Annotated in this window: 18 protein-coding genes and 4 tRNA genes; 1 reads left to right on the top strand and 21 read right to left on the bottom strand. The window is 57.4% G+C overall.

The window, feature by feature from the left end; translation table 11 throughout:
* Positions 1 to 9: 9 nt before the first annotated feature.
* The 13 genes from ruvB to HMPREF0183_RS08580 all read right to left on the bottom strand — a co-directional run bounded on the left by ruvB (position 10) and on the right by HMPREF0183_RS08580 (position 8,548).
* The gene (ruvB, locus tag HMPREF0183_RS08640) at positions 10 to 1,080 is read right to left on the bottom strand and encodes a Holliday junction branch migration DNA helicase RuvB (RefSeq protein WP_005885071.1); all 1,071 of its coding nucleotides are present in this window, start codon (positions 1,078 to 1,080) and stop codon (positions 10 to 12) included.
* A complete protein-coding gene (ruvA, locus tag HMPREF0183_RS08635; protein WP_005885070.1) occupies positions 1,077 to 1,661 on the bottom strand; it encodes a Holliday junction branch migration protein RuvA in 585 nt (194 codons plus the stop codon). The genes ruvB and ruvA overlap by 4 nt, the downstream gene beginning before the upstream one ends.
* 73 nt (positions 1,662 to 1,734) lie before the next feature.
* Positions 1,735 to 2,331 carry a crossover junction endodeoxyribonuclease RuvC gene (gene ruvC / locus HMPREF0183_RS08630; RefSeq protein WP_005885069.1) on the bottom strand — a complete coding sequence of 199 codons (597 nt, stop codon included), beginning with the start codon at positions 2,329 to 2,331 and terminating at the stop codon, positions 1,735 to 1,737.
* Complete coding sequence (locus HMPREF0183_RS08625) at positions 2,331 to 3,092, bottom strand: YebC/PmpR family DNA-binding transcriptional regulator (RefSeq protein WP_005885068.1); 762 nt, start codon at positions 3,090 to 3,092, stop codon at positions 2,331 to 2,333. Before HMPREF0183_RS08625 ends, ruvC begins: the two co-directional genes overlap by 1 nt.
* Before the next feature lie 57 nt (positions 3,093 to 3,149).
* Positions 3,150 to 3,629 carry an NUDIX hydrolase gene (locus HMPREF0183_RS08620; protein ID WP_005885067.1) on the bottom strand — a complete coding sequence of 160 codons (480 nt, stop codon included), beginning with the start codon at positions 3,627 to 3,629 and terminating at the stop codon, positions 3,150 to 3,152.
* Entirely contained in the window at positions 3,626 to 4,243 is a 618-nt protein-coding gene (gene pgsA, locus HMPREF0183_RS08615; RefSeq protein WP_005885066.1) for a phosphatidylinositol phosphate synthase, read from the bottom strand. Before pgsA ends, HMPREF0183_RS08620 begins: the two co-directional genes overlap by 4 nt.
* 49 nt (positions 4,244 to 4,292) lie before the next feature.
* Positions 4,293 to 4,850: an HIT family protein gene (locus HMPREF0183_RS08610; protein ID WP_005885065.1), complete on the bottom strand. Its 558-nt coding sequence runs from the start codon at positions 4,848 to 4,850 to the stop codon at positions 4,293 to 4,295.
* A 3-nt stretch (positions 4,851 to 4,853) separates the two neighbouring features.
* A complete protein-coding gene (gene thrS / locus HMPREF0183_RS08605) occupies positions 4,854 to 6,806 on the bottom strand; it encodes a threonine--tRNA ligase (RefSeq protein ID WP_425358126.1) in 1,953 nt (650 codons plus the stop codon).
* A 179-nt stretch (positions 6,807 to 6,985) separates the two neighbouring features.
* Positions 6,986 to 7,753: a DUF4190 domain-containing protein gene (locus HMPREF0183_RS12205; RefSeq protein WP_050775393.1), complete on the bottom strand. Its 768-nt coding sequence runs from the start codon at positions 7,751 to 7,753 to the stop codon at positions 6,986 to 6,988.
* 411 nt (positions 7,754 to 8,164) lie between these two features.
* Positions 8,165 to 8,236: transfer RNA gene (locus HMPREF0183_RS08595), tRNA-Val, on the bottom strand.
* A gap of 47 nt (positions 8,237 to 8,283) precedes the next feature.
* Positions 8,284 to 8,355 (bottom strand) — tRNA-Val (locus HMPREF0183_RS08590).
* Between the two features lie 6 nt (positions 8,356 to 8,361).
* Positions 8,362 to 8,432 (bottom strand) — tRNA-Cys (locus HMPREF0183_RS08585).
* Between the two features lie 43 nt (positions 8,433 to 8,475).
* Positions 8,476 to 8,548: transfer RNA gene (locus HMPREF0183_RS08580), tRNA-Gly, on the bottom strand.
* A gap of 140 nt (positions 8,549 to 8,688) precedes the next feature.
* On the opposite strand from HMPREF0183_RS08580, the gene HMPREF0183_RS12560 reads away from it, so the two are divergent.
* Positions 8,689 to 9,135 carry a PGPGW domain-containing protein gene (locus tag HMPREF0183_RS12560; protein WP_083801483.1) on the top strand — a complete coding sequence of 149 codons (447 nt, stop codon included), beginning with the start codon at positions 8,689 to 8,691 and terminating at the stop codon, positions 9,133 to 9,135.
* Here the strand turns inward: HMPREF0183_RS12560 and HMPREF0183_RS08575 are convergent.
* The 8 genes from HMPREF0183_RS08575 to HMPREF0183_RS08540 all read right to left on the bottom strand — a co-directional run.
* Entirely contained in the window at positions 9,088 to 10,047 is a 960-nt protein-coding gene (locus tag HMPREF0183_RS08575) for a PPK2 family polyphosphate kinase (RefSeq protein WP_005885055.1), read from the bottom strand. The genes HMPREF0183_RS12560 and HMPREF0183_RS08575 overlap by 48 nt on opposite strands.
* Positions 10,044 to 11,051 (bottom strand): cell division protein ZapE, encoded by a 1,008-nt coding sequence (zapE, locus tag HMPREF0183_RS08570; protein WP_005885053.1) that lies wholly within the window; start codon positions 11,049 to 11,051, stop codon positions 10,044 to 10,046. The genes HMPREF0183_RS08575 and zapE overlap by 4 nt, the downstream gene beginning before the upstream one ends.
* A 21-nt stretch (positions 11,052 to 11,072) precedes the next feature.
* On the bottom strand, positions 11,073 to 12,008 hold the full coding sequence (gene era / locus HMPREF0183_RS08565; RefSeq protein WP_005885051.1) for a GTPase Era: 936 nt from the start codon (positions 12,006 to 12,008) through the stop codon (positions 11,073 to 11,075).
* On the bottom strand, positions 11,992 to 13,269 hold the full coding sequence (locus HMPREF0183_RS08560; RefSeq protein WP_005885049.1) for a hemolysin family protein: 1,278 nt from the start codon (positions 13,267 to 13,269) through the stop codon (positions 11,992 to 11,994). The genes era and HMPREF0183_RS08560 overlap by 17 nt, the downstream gene beginning before the upstream one ends.
* A gap of 3 nt (positions 13,270 to 13,272) precedes the next feature.
* Entirely contained in the window at positions 13,273 to 13,752 is a 480-nt protein-coding gene (ybeY, locus tag HMPREF0183_RS08555) for an rRNA maturation RNase YbeY (RefSeq protein WP_005885047.1), read from the bottom strand.
* Positions 13,749 to 14,687 carry a PhoH family protein gene (locus HMPREF0183_RS08550; protein WP_005885046.1) on the bottom strand — a complete coding sequence of 313 codons (939 nt, stop codon included), beginning with the start codon at positions 14,685 to 14,687 and terminating at the stop codon, positions 13,749 to 13,751. The genes ybeY and HMPREF0183_RS08550 overlap by 4 nt, the downstream gene beginning before the upstream one ends.
* Before the next feature lie 58 nt (positions 14,688 to 14,745).
* Positions 14,746 to 15,525, bottom strand: a complete 780-nt coding sequence (locus HMPREF0183_RS08545; RefSeq protein ID WP_005885044.1) for a 16S rRNA (uracil(1498)-N(3))-methyltransferase — start codon at positions 15,523 to 15,525, stop codon at positions 14,746 to 14,748.
* Positions 15,522 to 15,926: DnaJ C-terminal domain-containing protein (locus HMPREF0183_RS08540; protein ID WP_005885042.1), on the bottom strand; the 405-nt coding region annotated here is incomplete at its 5' end. The genes HMPREF0183_RS08545 and HMPREF0183_RS08540, both read right to left, overlap by 4 nt.

The raw sequence follows: 15,926 nt of genomic DNA, 5'->3' as shown, positions 1-15,926 counted from the left end.
ACTTACGTATCAAGAAAACAACGCCGGGTCATCTGGTGGAGTCAAACCAATGTGTTGCCACCCCGTCTGCGTTGCAATTCGCCCACGCGGGGTACGAGTCATCAGACCTTCGCGCACCAAAAACGGTTCAGCAACTTCTTCAACCGTTTCTGGCTCCTCACCCACGCTCACAGCCAACGTCGACAGACCCACCGGTCCCCCATTGAACCTTTCGCACAAAACCGAAAGAACTGCCCGGTCAAGTCGGTCCAATCCGCGGTCGTCCACCTCGTACACATTCAACGCAGACCTCGACGCATACAGATCAATGTGGCCGTCACCTCGGACCTGAGCCCAGTCACGCACCCGCCGCAATAAACGGTTCGCAATACGCGGAGTCCCTCGGGATCTGCGAGCAATCTCAGCAAGCCCTGCCTCATCGGCCTCGATGCCCAGCATTCCTGCAGACCGTTCAAGCACCCGCTGCAAATCCTGCGACGTGTAGAAATCCAGATGCCCCGTGAACCCAAAACGGTCGCGCAAGGGCGCCGGCAACAGCCCCGACCGGGTGGTGGCCCCCACCAACGTAAACGGCGGAAGATCCAGCGGAATCGCAGTAGCCCCTGGCCCCTTCCCCACGATCACATCGACGCGGAAATCCTCCATGGCCACGTACAACATTTCCTCGGCAGCCCGGGCAACGCGGTGAATCTCGTCGATGAACAGCACTTCGCCCTCATCCAGTGAAGACAAAATCGCAGCCAAATCACCCGCGTGCTGAACCGCAGGCCCGGACGTAATACGAATATGTGAACCCATCTCCTGGGCAATAATCATGGCCAGAGTGGTCTTCCCCAAACCGGGCGGACCAGACAACAGCACGTGATCAGGCGTGCGCTTACCGGCCTTAGCAGCGTCCAAAACCAAGGACAACTGTTCGCGCACCTGCTTCTGTCCCACAAACTCCGCAAGCCCCTTGGGCCGCAAAGCCGCTTCCTGCGCACGCTCAGCATCGTCGGCGCCGGAACGCATGAGCCGCTCTTCTTCCGCCCCCGTGAGATCGGAAGCACCAAAATCTACTTCATACGACTTGTCGCTCACCGCGAACCACCGAGTTCACGCAACGCCGCCTTGAGCATGTCTGCCACCGACGCCTGGCCCATCTCAGGCGCGACCGCCTCAACCGCTTTGATCGCGGTGGCCTCTTTCCAGCCAAGACCCACAAGAGCCTGCACGACCTCGGCGCTGGCAGGCCCAGCCCCGGAAGAAGGAACGGCCGAGGTGGCAGGCACCTTCCCTTGCAAGTCCACAATGAGTTTGGCGGCGACCTTTGGCCCAACGCCCGGAACGGCTGTGAGCACTTTAGGAGTGTTGTCAGAAATTGCGCCGTACACCTGATCTGGTGAAAGAACGGAAAGAATAGCCAGGGCGAGCTTAGGTCCAACCCCATTTGCGCCAAGCAGAGTAGAAAACAGTTTGAGCTCACTGGGCGTATCGAAACCGTACAGCGTCAACGCGTCTTCACGAACGATGAGCTCAGTGTGCAATGCGACTTCTGAACCTGTGCGCACCCTGCCGGCCACAGCGGGAGTCACAAAAACCTCGCGACCAACCCCGGAGGTGACAACTGTGAGCGAATTGGCCGAAACTGTGTGAACTGTGCCTTCGAGGTACCGAATCAATGGACATCCTTTGGGAACATACGTGCGATTAATTCTACGTTAGCGCACATGTCCACTAGGCTGTGGGATCCGCTTAGCGCGCGTCCCTGATCGCTTGCGCCCACGCGCGTTGCGCAGGTGTGAGATTGTCGCCCTGGCGACCGGCTCGCTGCCGGTCCACCACGTCTTTTGTGGACCCGGGGGTTGATAACGCGGACGAGGCGCCCCGCCACAAGTGGCAGATCGCAAGTGCCAGCGCGTCGGCTGCGTCGGCCGGCTTGGGAGGGCTGTCGAGTTTGAGGATGCGCGTCACCATGTGCGTGACCTGTTTCTTGTCGGCCCGCCCGTTACCCGTGACAGCCGCTTTCACCTCTGACGGGGTGTGCATGGCCACGGGGATTCCCCGACGCGCAGCCAGACCCATCGTGAGCCCTGACGCCTGAGCCGTGCCCATAATCGTGGACACGTCGTTGCGCGCGAAAATGCGCTCAATGCTCACGACATCCGGCCGGTAGTTGTCCAGCCACGTGTCGAATGCATCCGCGATACGTCCCAAACGCACATCCGAAGAGTCCTGCGAGGGGGTGCGAATGACGTCGACTGCCACCATGCGCGCTTGCCTGGCACGGCCCGCGTCAATCACACCCAAACCCAGGCGAGTCAACCCCGGGTCGACTCCCAGAATGCGCATTACTCTTCTTCGGCCTCCAGCTGGGCCATCACTTCGTCAGTGACATCGGCGTTGGTGAACACGTTCTGTACGTCGTCGAGGTCTTCAAGAGCGTCGATGAGTGTGAAAACCTTCTTGGCGGTTTCCGCGTCCAACTGTACTTCGAGGTTGGGCACGAACCGGGCTTCCGCACTGTCGTAGTCAATGTCTGCTTCCTGCAGTGCCGTACGCACAGCAACCAGATCGGTGGCCTCCGAAATGACCTCCAAGATGTCCCCCTGGTCTTTCACTTCTTCAGCACCTGCGTCCAAGGTGGCTTCCAGGATGGCATCTTCGCTGGTGCCTTCAACAGGCACAGCCACAACACCCTTGCGGTTGAAGTTGTAGGAGACCGAACCGGGGTCTGCCATGCTTCCGTTGTTGCGCGTCACGGCAACGCGGACTTCCGAGGCCGCACGGTTGCGGTTGTCGGTCAGACACTCAATGAGGAGCGCCACTCCCCCAGGCGCGTAGCCTTCGTACATGATGGTCTGGTAGTCAACACCGCCACCGTCGAGCCCGGCTCCACGCTTGACCGCGCGTTCGATGTTGTCGTTCGGAACAGAAGACTTCTTTGCCTTCTGAATCGCGTCGTACAGCGTAGGGTTACCCGCTACGTCAGCCCCTCCGTTGCGCGCGGCAACTTCGATGTTTTTAATGAGCTTGGCAAAGAGCTTGCCACGCTTCGCATCGATCGCTGCTTTTTTGTGTTTTGTCGTCGCCCATTTGGAGTGACCTGCCATGAACAGTTCCTTTCGTAAAATCTGAGCGCTATTCTACGCCTCTTGTGGTTGAGTCTTTTAGTCGAGAACAAGTGGGGTTTCGGGTATCTGCCCGGAGCTCACTACGTCCATGAGTTCGATGAGTTGGCGGGGATACACCGTTTCCGAGGTGGTTTCCAGCTCTTCGCGGGTCCACCACTTGGCACCGACGATCGACGCTTTTTCAACATCGGTCCACAGCGCTTCTTCGAAGTCCACGTCGGAGTCGTCAACAAGACCAAAGAACACTTCGTCTTGGTGGAGTGTATGGTCCGTGAACTCCATGACTGCCCGCCGTTTGGCAAGTGGGCCCACAAGCTCAGTGGGTTCACATTCGATGCCAGTTTCTTCAGCAAGTTCACGTGCCGCGGTCTGTGCTGGGAGTTCTCCCATTTCCTCACCGCCTCCACACGTCATCCACCACGTTTTGCTGGAGTCACCCAGGTCTTTTGCCTTCAGCAAGAACACAGCACCTTCCGTGTTCATGAGCACTACCCGTGCTGCACTGCGGACTTTCAATCGGACTCCTTGGAACGAAGTTGCACGTACACATTACTCATACGCTGAGCGATAGTAATACAGCACAGCACGACAAGTATCGCGAGAGCGATAGTTAGCACACTATCGGGAAGTCCGAGCCCTACCAAACCAGTAACGACGAGCGTCACCAGGAGCCTGTCTGCTCTCTCCGCGATACCTCCGGACGCCTGCACCCCCAGACCCTCACCTCGGGCACGAACATACGACACAATCGACCCCATCACCAGGCATGCCAGCGCCAAAAGGGCCGTCAAAGGATCGTCAGCCCCAAGAAAATACCACAATGCCAGCCCCACGAAAACAGCCGAGTCAGCCAAGCGGTCCATCGTGGAATCCAAAAACGCACCCCATGTGGAATTTCTGTCCAGAAGCCGTGCCATGATCCCGTCGAGCATGTCGCCGAAAACAAAAAACGTAATCACGACAGTGCCCCAGAACAACTGCCCCATGGGATAGAGAACCAAAGCACCAACGCATACGCCTAACGTCCCTATCACAGTGACGGCATCGGGGCCGATGCCGAGTTTGATGAGGAGCTGTGCAAGTGGCGTGAACAGTTTCGTAAACGCCGCACGAGCAATAGCGTTGAGCACGTTGGGACCTAACGGGGACTGCGGTTAAGGACAGTAGCTTTTGCGCACACTATGACGCATCTGGAGCACTCCAGGCTTCAGAGTACATTTCACGCACCTGCCCGTGAACGAGCGGTAACGCTTTGGTTTGCGCTATGACCGGGAAGAAGTTCGCATCCCCGCTCCATCTGGGAACCACATGCTGATGCAAGTGCGCGGCAATTCCAGCGCCCGCAACCGCACCCTGATTCATCCCTAAGTTAAAACCATCAGGCTTTGACACTCGCCGAATCATCCGCATCGCCTCTTGCGAAAACTGCGCGAACTCCAGGGTTTCTTCTTCGGTGAGATCCGTATAACTCGGAACGTGACGGTACGGGCAAATAAGCAAGTGCCCCGGGTTGTACGGGTACAGGTTGAGAACCGCAAACACCGTTTTCCCACGAGCAACAAGCAAACCGTCCTCATCGGACTTGGTGGGTGCTACACAAAACGGACATTCACTTTCGCTTCCGTCCTTAGGCTTGGTCTCGCCACCCACATACACCATACGGTGAGGCGTCCACAGCCGCTGCAGACCGTCCGGTTCACCGGGGAACCCGGCTGCTGCTTCCGGTTCTGGGATCATGTATTACACCTGCGCTTTGGTTTTGATTGCGTCCACAATGCGTTCAACTGCCTGGTCAACGGGAACCCCGTTTTCCTGCGAACCGTCGCGGAACCTAAACGACACGGCGTGAGCGTCGCGGTCTTCGCCACCGGCGATCAACGTGTACGGCACCTTCGACTTCGACGCGTTTCGGATCTTCTTGGGGAAACGGTCCGTGGAGTCGTCGATCTCAACCCGAATGCCGTGTGCTTTGAGCTTCTGTGCAATCTCTTCCACATACGGAAGGAATTCGTCAGCAACCGGCACCATAATGGCCTGCACAGGTGAGAGCCACACGGGGAACGCGCCAGCGTAGTGTTCCGTCAGAACACCCAGGAAGCGTTCAATCGAACCGAACTTAGCCGAGTGAATCATCACCGGCCGCTTACGGCTGCCGTCAGCCGCCTGGTATTCGAGGTCGAAACGTTCCGGCTGGTTGAAGTCCAACTGAACCGTGGACATCTGCCACGTACGCCCAATCGCATCGCGTGCCTGGACAGAAATCTTAGGCCCGTAGAACGCTGCGCCGCCCGGGTCCGGAACCAATTCCAGACCCGTTGCGCGCGCAACTTCTTCAAGCGTGCGCGTGGCTTCGTCCCACTGCTCATCAGAACCAATGAACTTGTTGGCCTTTTTCCCTACAGCATCGCGCGTAGACAGTTCCAGATAGAAGTCGTCCAAACCAAAGTCGCGCAACAGACTGAGCATAAAGTCAAGCAAGTGCTTGATCTCACTTGCAGCGTCCTCAACCGCAACATACGAGTGCGAATCGTCCTGCGTAAGCGCACGCACGCGAGTCAAACCGTGGACCACACCGGAGGCTTCGTTGCGGTACACCGTCCCAAACTCAAAAAGACGCAGGGGCAGATCCCGGTAGGAACGACCTCGGGAGCGGTAAATCAGGTTGTGCATGGGGCAGTTCATCGCCTTCAAGCGATACGGCTGGCCCTGCTTGATGATTTCGCCGTTTTCGTCGCGCTGTTCATCAACCTGCATGGCAGGGAACATGTTTTCGCCGTAGTACGGCAAGTGTCCCGAGGTGTAGTACAGAGCCTCTTTAGAAATGTGTGGGGTGCCCACGTACTCAAAGCCCTCTTCGATGTGGCGGGCGCGCACGTAGTCTTCCATTTCACGTTTGATGACTCCACCCTTGGGGTGGAACACCGGCAGACCTGAGCCTAGTTCGTCTGGGAAGCTGAACAGGTCGAGTTCGGCTCCTAGACGACGGTGGTCGCGACGCTCAGCTTCAGCGATGCGTACTTGGTACGCCTTGAGATCGTCTTTGCTTGCCCATGCAGTTCCATACACGCGCTGCAGGCTGGCGTTGTCCTGATCGCCTCGCCAGTATGCGGCCGAAGCGCGGGTAACGGCGAAACCATTGCCAATCAGTTTGGTGCTGGGCAGGTGAGGACCGCGGCACAAGTCCTGCCACACGACTTCACCCTTGCGGTTACGGTTTTCATACACCGTCAGCTCTGAACCGCCAACTTCCACGCTGGCGCCTTCAGCACCCTTGCCCTTGTCCTGGATGAGCTCGAGTTTGAAGGGCTCATTGGCTTCACGACGGATCGCTTCGTCTTCGTCAACGACGACGCGGTGGAAGGTCTGCCCTTCCTTCACAATCCGCTGGGCTTTTTTCTCGATCGCTTTGAGATCTTCAGGCGTAAACGGTTCCTCCACCTGGAAGTCATAGTAGAAGCCGTCCGTGATGTACGGGCCGATTCCCAGTTTGGAACCTGGGTACAGTTCCTGCACCGCCTGGGCTACCACGTGAGCGCACGAGTGGCGCAAAATGTCGAGTCCGTCCGGTTCAGAGATCAGGATTGGTTCAACCGTGTCGCCTGCGTGCAGTTCACGGTCCAGATCGGCTGGGGCCCCGTTGAGCCGAATAGCGATGACGTCTTTACGATCAGCGAAGAACTCTGTGGCTGTCATGCCGTCCTCGAAATCGATATTTTTACCGTCGAGGGTCACGATGTCTGCCACGTTTGTCTCCTGTCGATGTATTTGCGTTGTGCTTGTAGCAATTGCGTTCCGAGCACAGAACCGATTCTATCCCCTTTGATGATACGCACACGGCCCAGGTGTTCACCTGGGCCGTGTGAGAAAGAAGATCAACCGTTTGTGAAGTCGAACTTCTTGCCGTTGAGGCTCACCGTGACCTTCACATTCTTCGCATCGGCGCCTGATGCAACAAAGCCAGTTTGATAAACCGCTTCTTCACCAGGTGCAAGCGAGCTTGGCCAGTCGAGGGCGCCCTTCTTCTGGTTCTCCACGTCTGTTACTCGCTCTAGCTGCTTACCGTTGAGCTCTGCCGAAACGATCGGGTACGGAAGCGAGTATTCACTGTCCGAGTTGTTCGTAATAACAACCTCGATGAACATGTATTCCTTGTTCTGAACTTCCGTTGGGATAGTGTACTTCCCAGCCGTCGTTTGCTTCGAACGCACACCGAGGTTAACCCCGTTTTCGATTTCTGGGCTCTTACCTGATGAGTTTCCACCGCCGCTGCCGCCACCGTTGCTGCCGCCTGGCTCCTGGCCACCGTTGCCACCGGGTTCCTGACCTCCAGGGTTCTGGCCTCCGTTCCCACCTGGCTCCTGGCCACCCTGAGTCTGTGGTGACGTAGGCTCGGTCGTACCTGAACCACCGCTAAACAACGCTCCGGTTGCAATCAGAACGACGACAATGATGCCACCGATCAGACCACCGATCGAGGTGATGATACCGGCAATCAGACCAGTAAGCGCCTGCCCCTTGTTATCAGCTTCGCCGTTGTTGACGTTCTTCAACCCGATCATGCCCATGATGGCGCCGGGGAGACCGGTCAGCAGACCAAACAGAATTCCAGCAAGACCCAGGATCATCGCCCACAGGCCCACGCCGTTCTTTTCGCTGCTACTTCCGGAACCGCCTAGAGGCCCGCCAGGGTACGAAGGTCCTCCCGGGCTACTTGGGGCGCCGGGTGCGCCGGGGGCACTTGGAGCTGATTGTCCAGCCGAGGAACTACCGTAGCTTCCGCTACCATAGCTACCTCCTCCATATTGAGGTGCTTGGGGTGAGCTGGCTGAGGGGGGCTGTGAACCAGGAGCTGACGGTGGAGTGTTGTTACCTCCACCTGGGTAGCTTGAGCCACCGTATGGGTTAGACATCTGATCTCCTTCGTTGAAAATACATTCCTAGCCTAATGACTTCGCTCAAACATTGGTGGCCGCAGATGTTGCTAACCTGTTGCGATTCTGTTGCAAAACAGCGTTTGAACGAAAAACCCCGGCCTAAGCCGGGGTGATGTGTGCGCGATACTGGGATCGAACCAGTGACCTCTTCCGTGTCAGGGAAGCGCGCTACCGCTGCGCCAATCGCGCATGTAAACATGCGTATTTAGTTGTAGTGCACTTGCGTTGAACACGCGTGCGCGATACTGGGATCGAACCAGTGACCTCTTCCGTGTGAAGGAAGCGCGCTACCGCTGCGCCAATCGCGCCGGTCGAGGTGGCGACGGGATTCGAACCCGTGTATACGGCTTTGCAGGCCGCTGCCTCGCCTCTCGGCCACGCCACCGCGGAGGCGATCGCCGAGTCCAGATCACTCTGACCGGCGCCAGAGCGGATGACGGGACTCGAACCCGCGACCCTCACCTTGGCAAGGTGATGCTCTACCAACTGAGCCACATCCGCGTGTCAGGTTTCCCTGGCAACGAATAGAAACTCTATACGGTCTTTTCTCAGATGCCAAATCGATTTGCTGTGACGCGTGTCACCCGTGGATGTTCAATGCCGTTAAACCCGCGTCCAGACAAGGGAAGTAGGCTTGTTTCATGCCTAAGAATCGCGAGGAGAAACCCGAGTCACCGTATGAGGCTCGGCCTCGCACTCACCGTCCTCGCTGGATTCGCGCTAGCCATTTAAGTTATTTGCGTTGGCGACAGTCCATTGCCGCCCACCCCACTACGGAAGCGTTCTACAAGTGGACCGTGGGCATCGTTGGCGGAATCGTCATTGTTGTGGGACTCGTGCTAGTGCCACTGCCAGGGCCAGGCTGGCTGATCGTCCTGTTCGGCGTAGCAATCATTGCGTCAGAGTTTCACTGGGCCCACTGTTTACTCATGTGGGCGCGCAAAAAACTGCACGCATGGACGGTGTTTATCAAACGCTCTCACTGGTCGGTCGGAGCCGCAATTGGCTTAGTCACGTTCCTTTGCGTGACGTTTGCAGTGCTATGTGTCCTGTGGTTCAGCGGGTTTGATATAACGCGCTTCTTCTAATCGCGCACGTTCTTCTTCCACATCGAACGCTGGCGGCGGCCAGGCCACATTCATACCCTGCAAGTGGTGGATCACGATGCGAGTTACTGCCCAGCGCGCGTACCATTTGCGATCTGCAGGAACCACGTACCACGGCGTGTCGTTCGTGTCAGTTTCGTCCATGACATCGGAGAACGCTTGAGAGTAGCCGTACCAGCGCAAGCGGTCATCGACGTCTCCAGGAGAGTACTTCCAGAGCTTGTTTTCGCGGCTTAAGCGTTTAGAGAGACGTTGGTACTGTTCTTCCTGTGAAACCGTCAGCATGATTTTGACAACAGCTGTCCCCGATTGGACCAAGCCCTGCTCAAACTGTCGGATCTCTTCATAGCGGCCTTGCCATACTGATTCGGGTGCCAAGTTGTGCATGCGCACTGCCAGAATGTCTTCGTAGTGGGAGCGGTCGAAAACCCCGATTTGACCGTGTTCCGGGAGCTTCTTCTTGATCCTCCACAGGAAGTGATGCTGCTTTTCTTCTTCCGTTGGAACACCAAATGATGCGATTGACACGCCGTGCGGGCTCAAGACTCCTGCAACGTGGTTCACGATTCCACCTTTGCCGGCCGTGTCCCGCCCCTGGATCACCACCAAAAGGCTACGCTCAACCCCGGTTTTCGCATTCGCGTACAGCCGTTCTTGCAGGTCACTGAGAACTTCGCTGTCAGCGGTGCGAGCCGTCCGCCCCTGTTCCTTGTTTCCGCTAAACCCTGGCTTCGCAGTGGGGTCAACAGAATCGAACGAGGCACCGCGCTTCCACCGCAACACCTGAACCAGTTCCGCCGGTGACGCCTGGTCGACTTCGTCAGCGAGCTTGGGCGAAGGAGCTGGTTCGACGCTGTGAGCCGGTTCCACGATCGGTTCGTTGTTGAATTTCATCGTTCCTCACCTGTAGCCAGAGCGGTCAAACGCGACAAGCAACGCATGTACTTCTTGCGGTATCCGCCACCCAGCATGTCTTCAGTAAAAACCTTGTCGAGGCGCACACCCGAATTGTGAATCGCCACACCGCGGTCGTACATACGGTCGACAAGAGCAACAAAGCGGAGTGCCACCGATTCGTTCTCGACCGTGTGCACGTCCTGCCATGCGACAGCATCGATATCGTCTAAAAGCAGGCGGTAGCGCGATGGGTGCACACGTGGAAGGTGTTCCATGAGTTGATCAAACTCATCGCACGCGATCGTGCCAGCGAAGTCCTGAGCGACGGTTTGCAGTTCGTCGTTCGACACAGGCTCTGGAGGGTTTGGGATTCCGCGGTGACGGTAGTCGTCCCCGTCTATGCTGAGAACCTCGAACTGATCGGCCAGCGCTTGAATCTCGCGCAAAAAGTCTTGCGCGGCGAAACGTCCCTGTCCCAACGCTCCCGGCAAAGTGTTGGAAGTGGCCACAATTTTGACGCCCGCGTCGGTGAGCTCTCGCATGAGGCGGCTCATCATGACTGTGTCGCCCGGGTCGTCTAGCTCGAACTCGTCTACACACACGAGCTTGCACTGCGACAGATCAGCCGCTGCTTGTTTGAAACCTAGAGCACCAATGAGGTTGGTGTATTCCACGAAGGTTCCAAACGCGGCCGGCTTTTCTGACCGGTGCCACGCAGAAGCCAACAGGTGGGTCTTGCCCACACCGTAACCACCGTCCAGGTACAGCCCTTTCGCTGAGCTGTCGGACTTCCCCAGCATTTTCTTAAAAATGCTCTTCTTAGTGCTTTTCTCCGTAAACGCCTGGAGCGCATCACGGGCTTTTGCCTGTGACGGTTGTGTGGGGTCCGGTTTATAGGACTCAAACGACACGTCTTCAAAGTGCGGTGGTGGAACTAGCTGAGCAATCAGTTCGTGGGGGCTGATGCTGGGAGAACGATCTACGAGGTGTACTGAAGTCACAATCGCTAAGTCTATCCGGGGCTACGAGAAGTCAAAGCCTAAACGGCCCAGCGCTTTGGGGTCGCGTTGCCAGTCTTTAGCCACCTTGACGTGGAGGCTCAAAAAAACGGGCGTACCCAACAGTGCTTCGATCCCCTGCCTGGCCTGAGACCCGATCTGTTTCAAACGAGCCCCCTTTCGCCCAATAATGATGGCCTTCTGGCTGTCGCGTTCAACATACAGGTTCACGTGCACATCGACCAGCGGCTTGTCCTCCGGGCGATCTTCACGCTGAATCATCTCCTCGACTTGAACGGCCAGAGAGTGTGGCAATTCTTCGCGGATTCCCTCTAAAGCAGCTTCGCGAACTAGCTCAGCAATGAGAACGGACTCAGGCTCGTCAGTGATATCGCCGTCCGGGTACAAAGGCGGACTTTCCGGCAAGTACTTAGCCAAAACCTGATCGACCGTATCCACTTGGAATCCGTCCACCGCGGACACTGGGACGACCTCGGCGAAGTCCCCCAACTCATTGACAGCGGTGAGCGCCTCAACCACCTGCCCTTTGGGAACGGTGTCCGTTTTCGTCACGATCGCAACCACGGGAGTCTTGCGCGCAATCATCTCCAGCTGTTCGGCAATGTACCGGTCCCCCGGCCCAATCTTTTCGTTGGCCGGCAGACAAAAGCCAATCACATCGACTTCAGCGAGCGTCGAAGCCACCAGGTCGTTGAGTCGGGATCCCAAAAGCGTCCGAGGTCGGTGAAGGCCCGGCGTGTCAACGACGATCAGCTGGTGGTTGTCCCGGTGGACAACTCCGCGAATCGTGTGCCGGGTGGTCTGGGGCTTGTTTGAGGTAATCGCAACCTTGGTGCCTACAAGCGCATTTGTCAGAGTGGACTTTCCCGTGTTGGGTCGGCCCACAAAACATGCGAACCCGGCACGAAAGTCACTGGGTACCTCACGAAACAGGCTCATCTGGTTCCTCGATTCTTTTCACAATCACATGGTGGACGCGGTGGCGTCGCCCCTGCCCGGGTTCAGCCTCAATACTCAAGCCCGCGCATTCAGCCCGCGAGCCTTCGATAGGCACTTTTCCAATCAGCGTAGTCAAAAGCCCACCCACGGAACTGACGTCGTCTTCGTCGATCCGGACATCAAAAAACTCCGCGAGGTCGTCGATGAGCATGCGTGTGTCTACTCGGTACACGCCCGGCTCGATCTCAACAATTTCTTCGTCTTCCGAGTCATACTCGTCAGCAATTTCCCCCACGATCTCTTCCACAATGTCTTCGATCGTGATGATGCCGGCAGTGCCCCCGTACTCGTCAATGACAACGGCAACGTGAGTGGCTTCATGTTGCATTTCGCGCAACAAATCCCCAACCGGTTTCGTTTCGGGAACGTACGGAACCTTCCGGGCTAAGGTAGCTGCTTTCGTATCAGCTGCGTCAGGGTCCATGTACAACTTGCGTGAGACGTCCTTGAGGTACAGCACCCCAGTCATCTCATCGATATCGCCATTGACCACCGGAATACGACTAAACCCGGAACGGAAAAACAGACTGAGCGACTCGCCCAAAGTGTCGTTCGCGTCAATCGTCACGACATCGGTGCGGGGCACCATCACCTTGTACGTTCGCGTATCGCTCAAGTTGAAAATACGACCGATCATGTCGCGTTCGTCATCGTCGATAATGTTGCCAGCACTCGCCCGTTCAACCAAGTCACGGAGCTGTTCTTGGGTCACAAAAGGACCGTCGCGGTACACCCGGTCCGGGGTGAGCATGTTGCCCAACCACACCAGGACACGCGCAAGTGGTCCAAGCATCGTGCGCAGACCGGCAACTGGGCCAGCGAGAGCCAAAGTGACGGGGAGCGAACGACGACGCCCAATCGTACGCGGGGACACTCCCGCGATCACGAAAATGGCCACGCTTCCCATCAGAGCTGCAAGCACCATGCTCTTCCAGTTAGCGCCCAAGACTTCGACGAAGCCCCACACGATGAACACCACCGCGTTTGCTTCAAAAAGCTGGCGGACGAACGTGATCACATTGATGTGGGTGGGTAGATCACGCACAACCTTCAACGCACGTTCGCCACCACGCCTACCGTCCTCAGCGGCATCGTGAACTTCGTGGTGAGACACCACGCTGAACGCCGAATCAGCGGCAGCGAGAATGGATGCAAGAAGAACGCACACCACTGCGACCGCGAAATAGATAAAAACGTCCACGGTTTAGTCTTCTGTTGGTTCGGGAACGTGTGTGCGACCGGGCTCTATCTGGGCGAACCACATGAGCAACAGTTTTCTTTGCAGCGCAAACATTTCGGATTTCTGGTCTGGCTCTCCATGGTCATAGCCCAATAAATGCAAAATCCCGTGGACTGTGAGCAGGTAAATCTCGTCGCTCATAGAGTGCCCAGCCGCAGCTGCTTGTTCTGCAGCTACTGTTGGGCTGATCACAATATCGCCCAACATCCCGGGTTCGTCGTGTCCAGGTTTGAGTTCGTCCATGGGGAACGACATGACATCCGTTGTCCCCGGTAGCCCCATCCACGTTTCGTGAAGCTCGCTCATGACGTCATCACTGATAAACCGAATGGAAAGCTCAACGGCCGGATGAACATTCACCGTGTCAAGAGCAAACCGTGCGCACTCCTGCACTCGCTCCAAGTCGACTGGGAGTTCGGTTTCATTGCCCAGTTCGATACTCATGCCCCACCACCCGGCTGTGAGTCGTATGCGTCAACGATTTTGCTTACCAACGGGTGCCTGACCACGTCTTTACTGGTGAGGTTGAAGAAACAGATGTCGTCGACATCTTTGAGGATGTTCGCCACGATCCGCAGGCCGCTGGGGGTCGATCCGGGCAAGTCGATCTGGCTGATGTCTCCCGTTACCACCATGCGCGACTGGAAGCCCAGACGGGTGAGAAACATCTTCATCTGTTCGGGCGTGGTGTTCTGCGCTTCGTCCAAAATAATGAACGCGTCATTCAGCGTGCGACCACGCATGTACGCAAGCGGTGCGACCTCAATAATGCCGGACTCTAAAAGCCCTTTGATGCGTTCGGGTTCGACCATGTCGTGCAACGCGTCATACAGCGGGCGCACATACGGGTCAATCTTTTCATCCAGGGTTCCCGGCAAGAACCCCAGCTTCTCCCCCGCTTCCACGGCCGGGCGCGTCAGAATGATCCGCTTGACGTCACCTCGGCTCAGGGCATTCACCGCCATGGCCATGGCCAAATACGTCTTTCCGGTACCCGCCGGCCCAATACCAAACGTGATGGTGTGCTTGCGGATCGCGTTGACATACTCGTGTTGCCCAAAAGTCTTAGGACGTACCGTGCGACCCCGGTGCGACACCACGTTGTCGGTGAGGACTTGCGCAGGTTCAGCGTGCTCCATGCCGTGAACTTGCTCAACAGTCCCCGAGGTCACCTGTTGCCCCGCAGCCACCAAACGTTTGAGCTGCCCCACGGTTTTGACAACCGCATCGACATTTGCCTGTGGTCCGCGAATCCTTAAGCCCCTGTCGCGAGCCAAAATGTCGACAGAGGGTTCTAAACGTTCGAGCGTTTTCAGATTGGAATCGGCCGGGCCAAGAAGTGCAACAGGGTCAATCGAATCGGGAATCGTCAGTTGCACAGTGGGTGCGGTTTCCAGAATGTGTCCTTTCCTTGAGCTATCACCAGTCTAGCCCGGGTTACTTCCATCGCCCCAACAGCGTCTGCACAATCGCCAACGCCACAGGACCTGCAGTTGAAGCTCGCAAAATCGTGGGGCCAAGAACGGCCGTCCGGGCACCAGCTGACACCAGCGCGTCGATTTCTGCAGGTGTGATCCCGCCTTCCGGTCCAACGATCACCACAATCTGATCGATGTCTCCCTGGGAAATGTTGTCCTGGGTAGTGTTCCCCTGCCCGAGGTCGTTCACCGCTTCCGTAAGTCCGGTGGATTCCGTTTCGTCCAGGACGATCACGCGTGAAGTGGGGGTCACCAGTTGGGTAACAGCAGTTCCGCGGATCAACTCACCCAGTTCAGGCACCCGGGTGCGCCGGGCCTGCAACGTGGCAGCGGTGAGAACGTTGCTCCATTTAGCGGCCATTTTGTGAGCTTTTTTGGCCGGCCAGTCGGCGATGCTGCGTTGCGCAGCCCACGGAATCACCGCATCCACGCCCACTTCTGTGGCAGCTTCGATCGCTTGGATGTCCCGGTCGTTCTTGGAAAGGGCTTGCACAAGAGCCAGCCGAGGTCGTTGCTGGGGTTCTTCTGTCACCTCGGTCACGCTGAGCGTCAGGGACTCCGGGGTGCCTTCCTGGATAGTCCCCCGCAGACGCATCCCGGTGCCGTCGATAAGTTCAAGTTCTTCTCCGGCACCCATGCGGCGTACGCGCACTGCGTGGCCGGCGACCTCGGGCCCCACCGTGATAGTACCCGTGGCACCTGCCAAGGGGGTCTGGGTGAGGAAAACCGGAAGCGTCATAGGTTGAACCGGTCCCGCAGACGGCTAAATGGCCCGCGGTGGTGGTTGCCCAGTTTGACGTCGGGGTTGGTTTCGCCGCGCATTTGGGCAAGCTGTTCGAGCAGTTCACGCTGTTTTGCGTCGAGTTTGGACGGCACTTCAACGTTGACGGTGACCAGCAGGTCACCGCGCGAGGAGCGACGCAAGCGGCCAACTCCCAGCCCGGTCAGGGTTTCGGTAGTGCCCACTTGGGTTCCCGGTGCGATCTCAAGTTCACGTTCCCCGTCAAAGGTTTCCAAGCTGATGGTGGTGCCCAGGGCGGCAGCGGTCATTGGGATCGTGACTGTGGCACGCAGGTCGTCACCGTCGCGAGTGAAAACCGGGTGTTCACGGATGGCCACTTCGAGGTGAAGGTCACCTGC

This window comes from Brevibacterium mcbrellneri ATCC 49030 (genome assembly GCF_000178455.1).
Lineage (GTDB): Bacteria > Actinomycetota > Actinomycetes > Actinomycetales > Brevibacteriaceae > Brevibacterium > Brevibacterium mcbrellneri.
The sequence above is the reverse complement of the archived record's forward strand: the minus strand, read 5'-3'. Positions and strand labels throughout refer to the sequence as shown.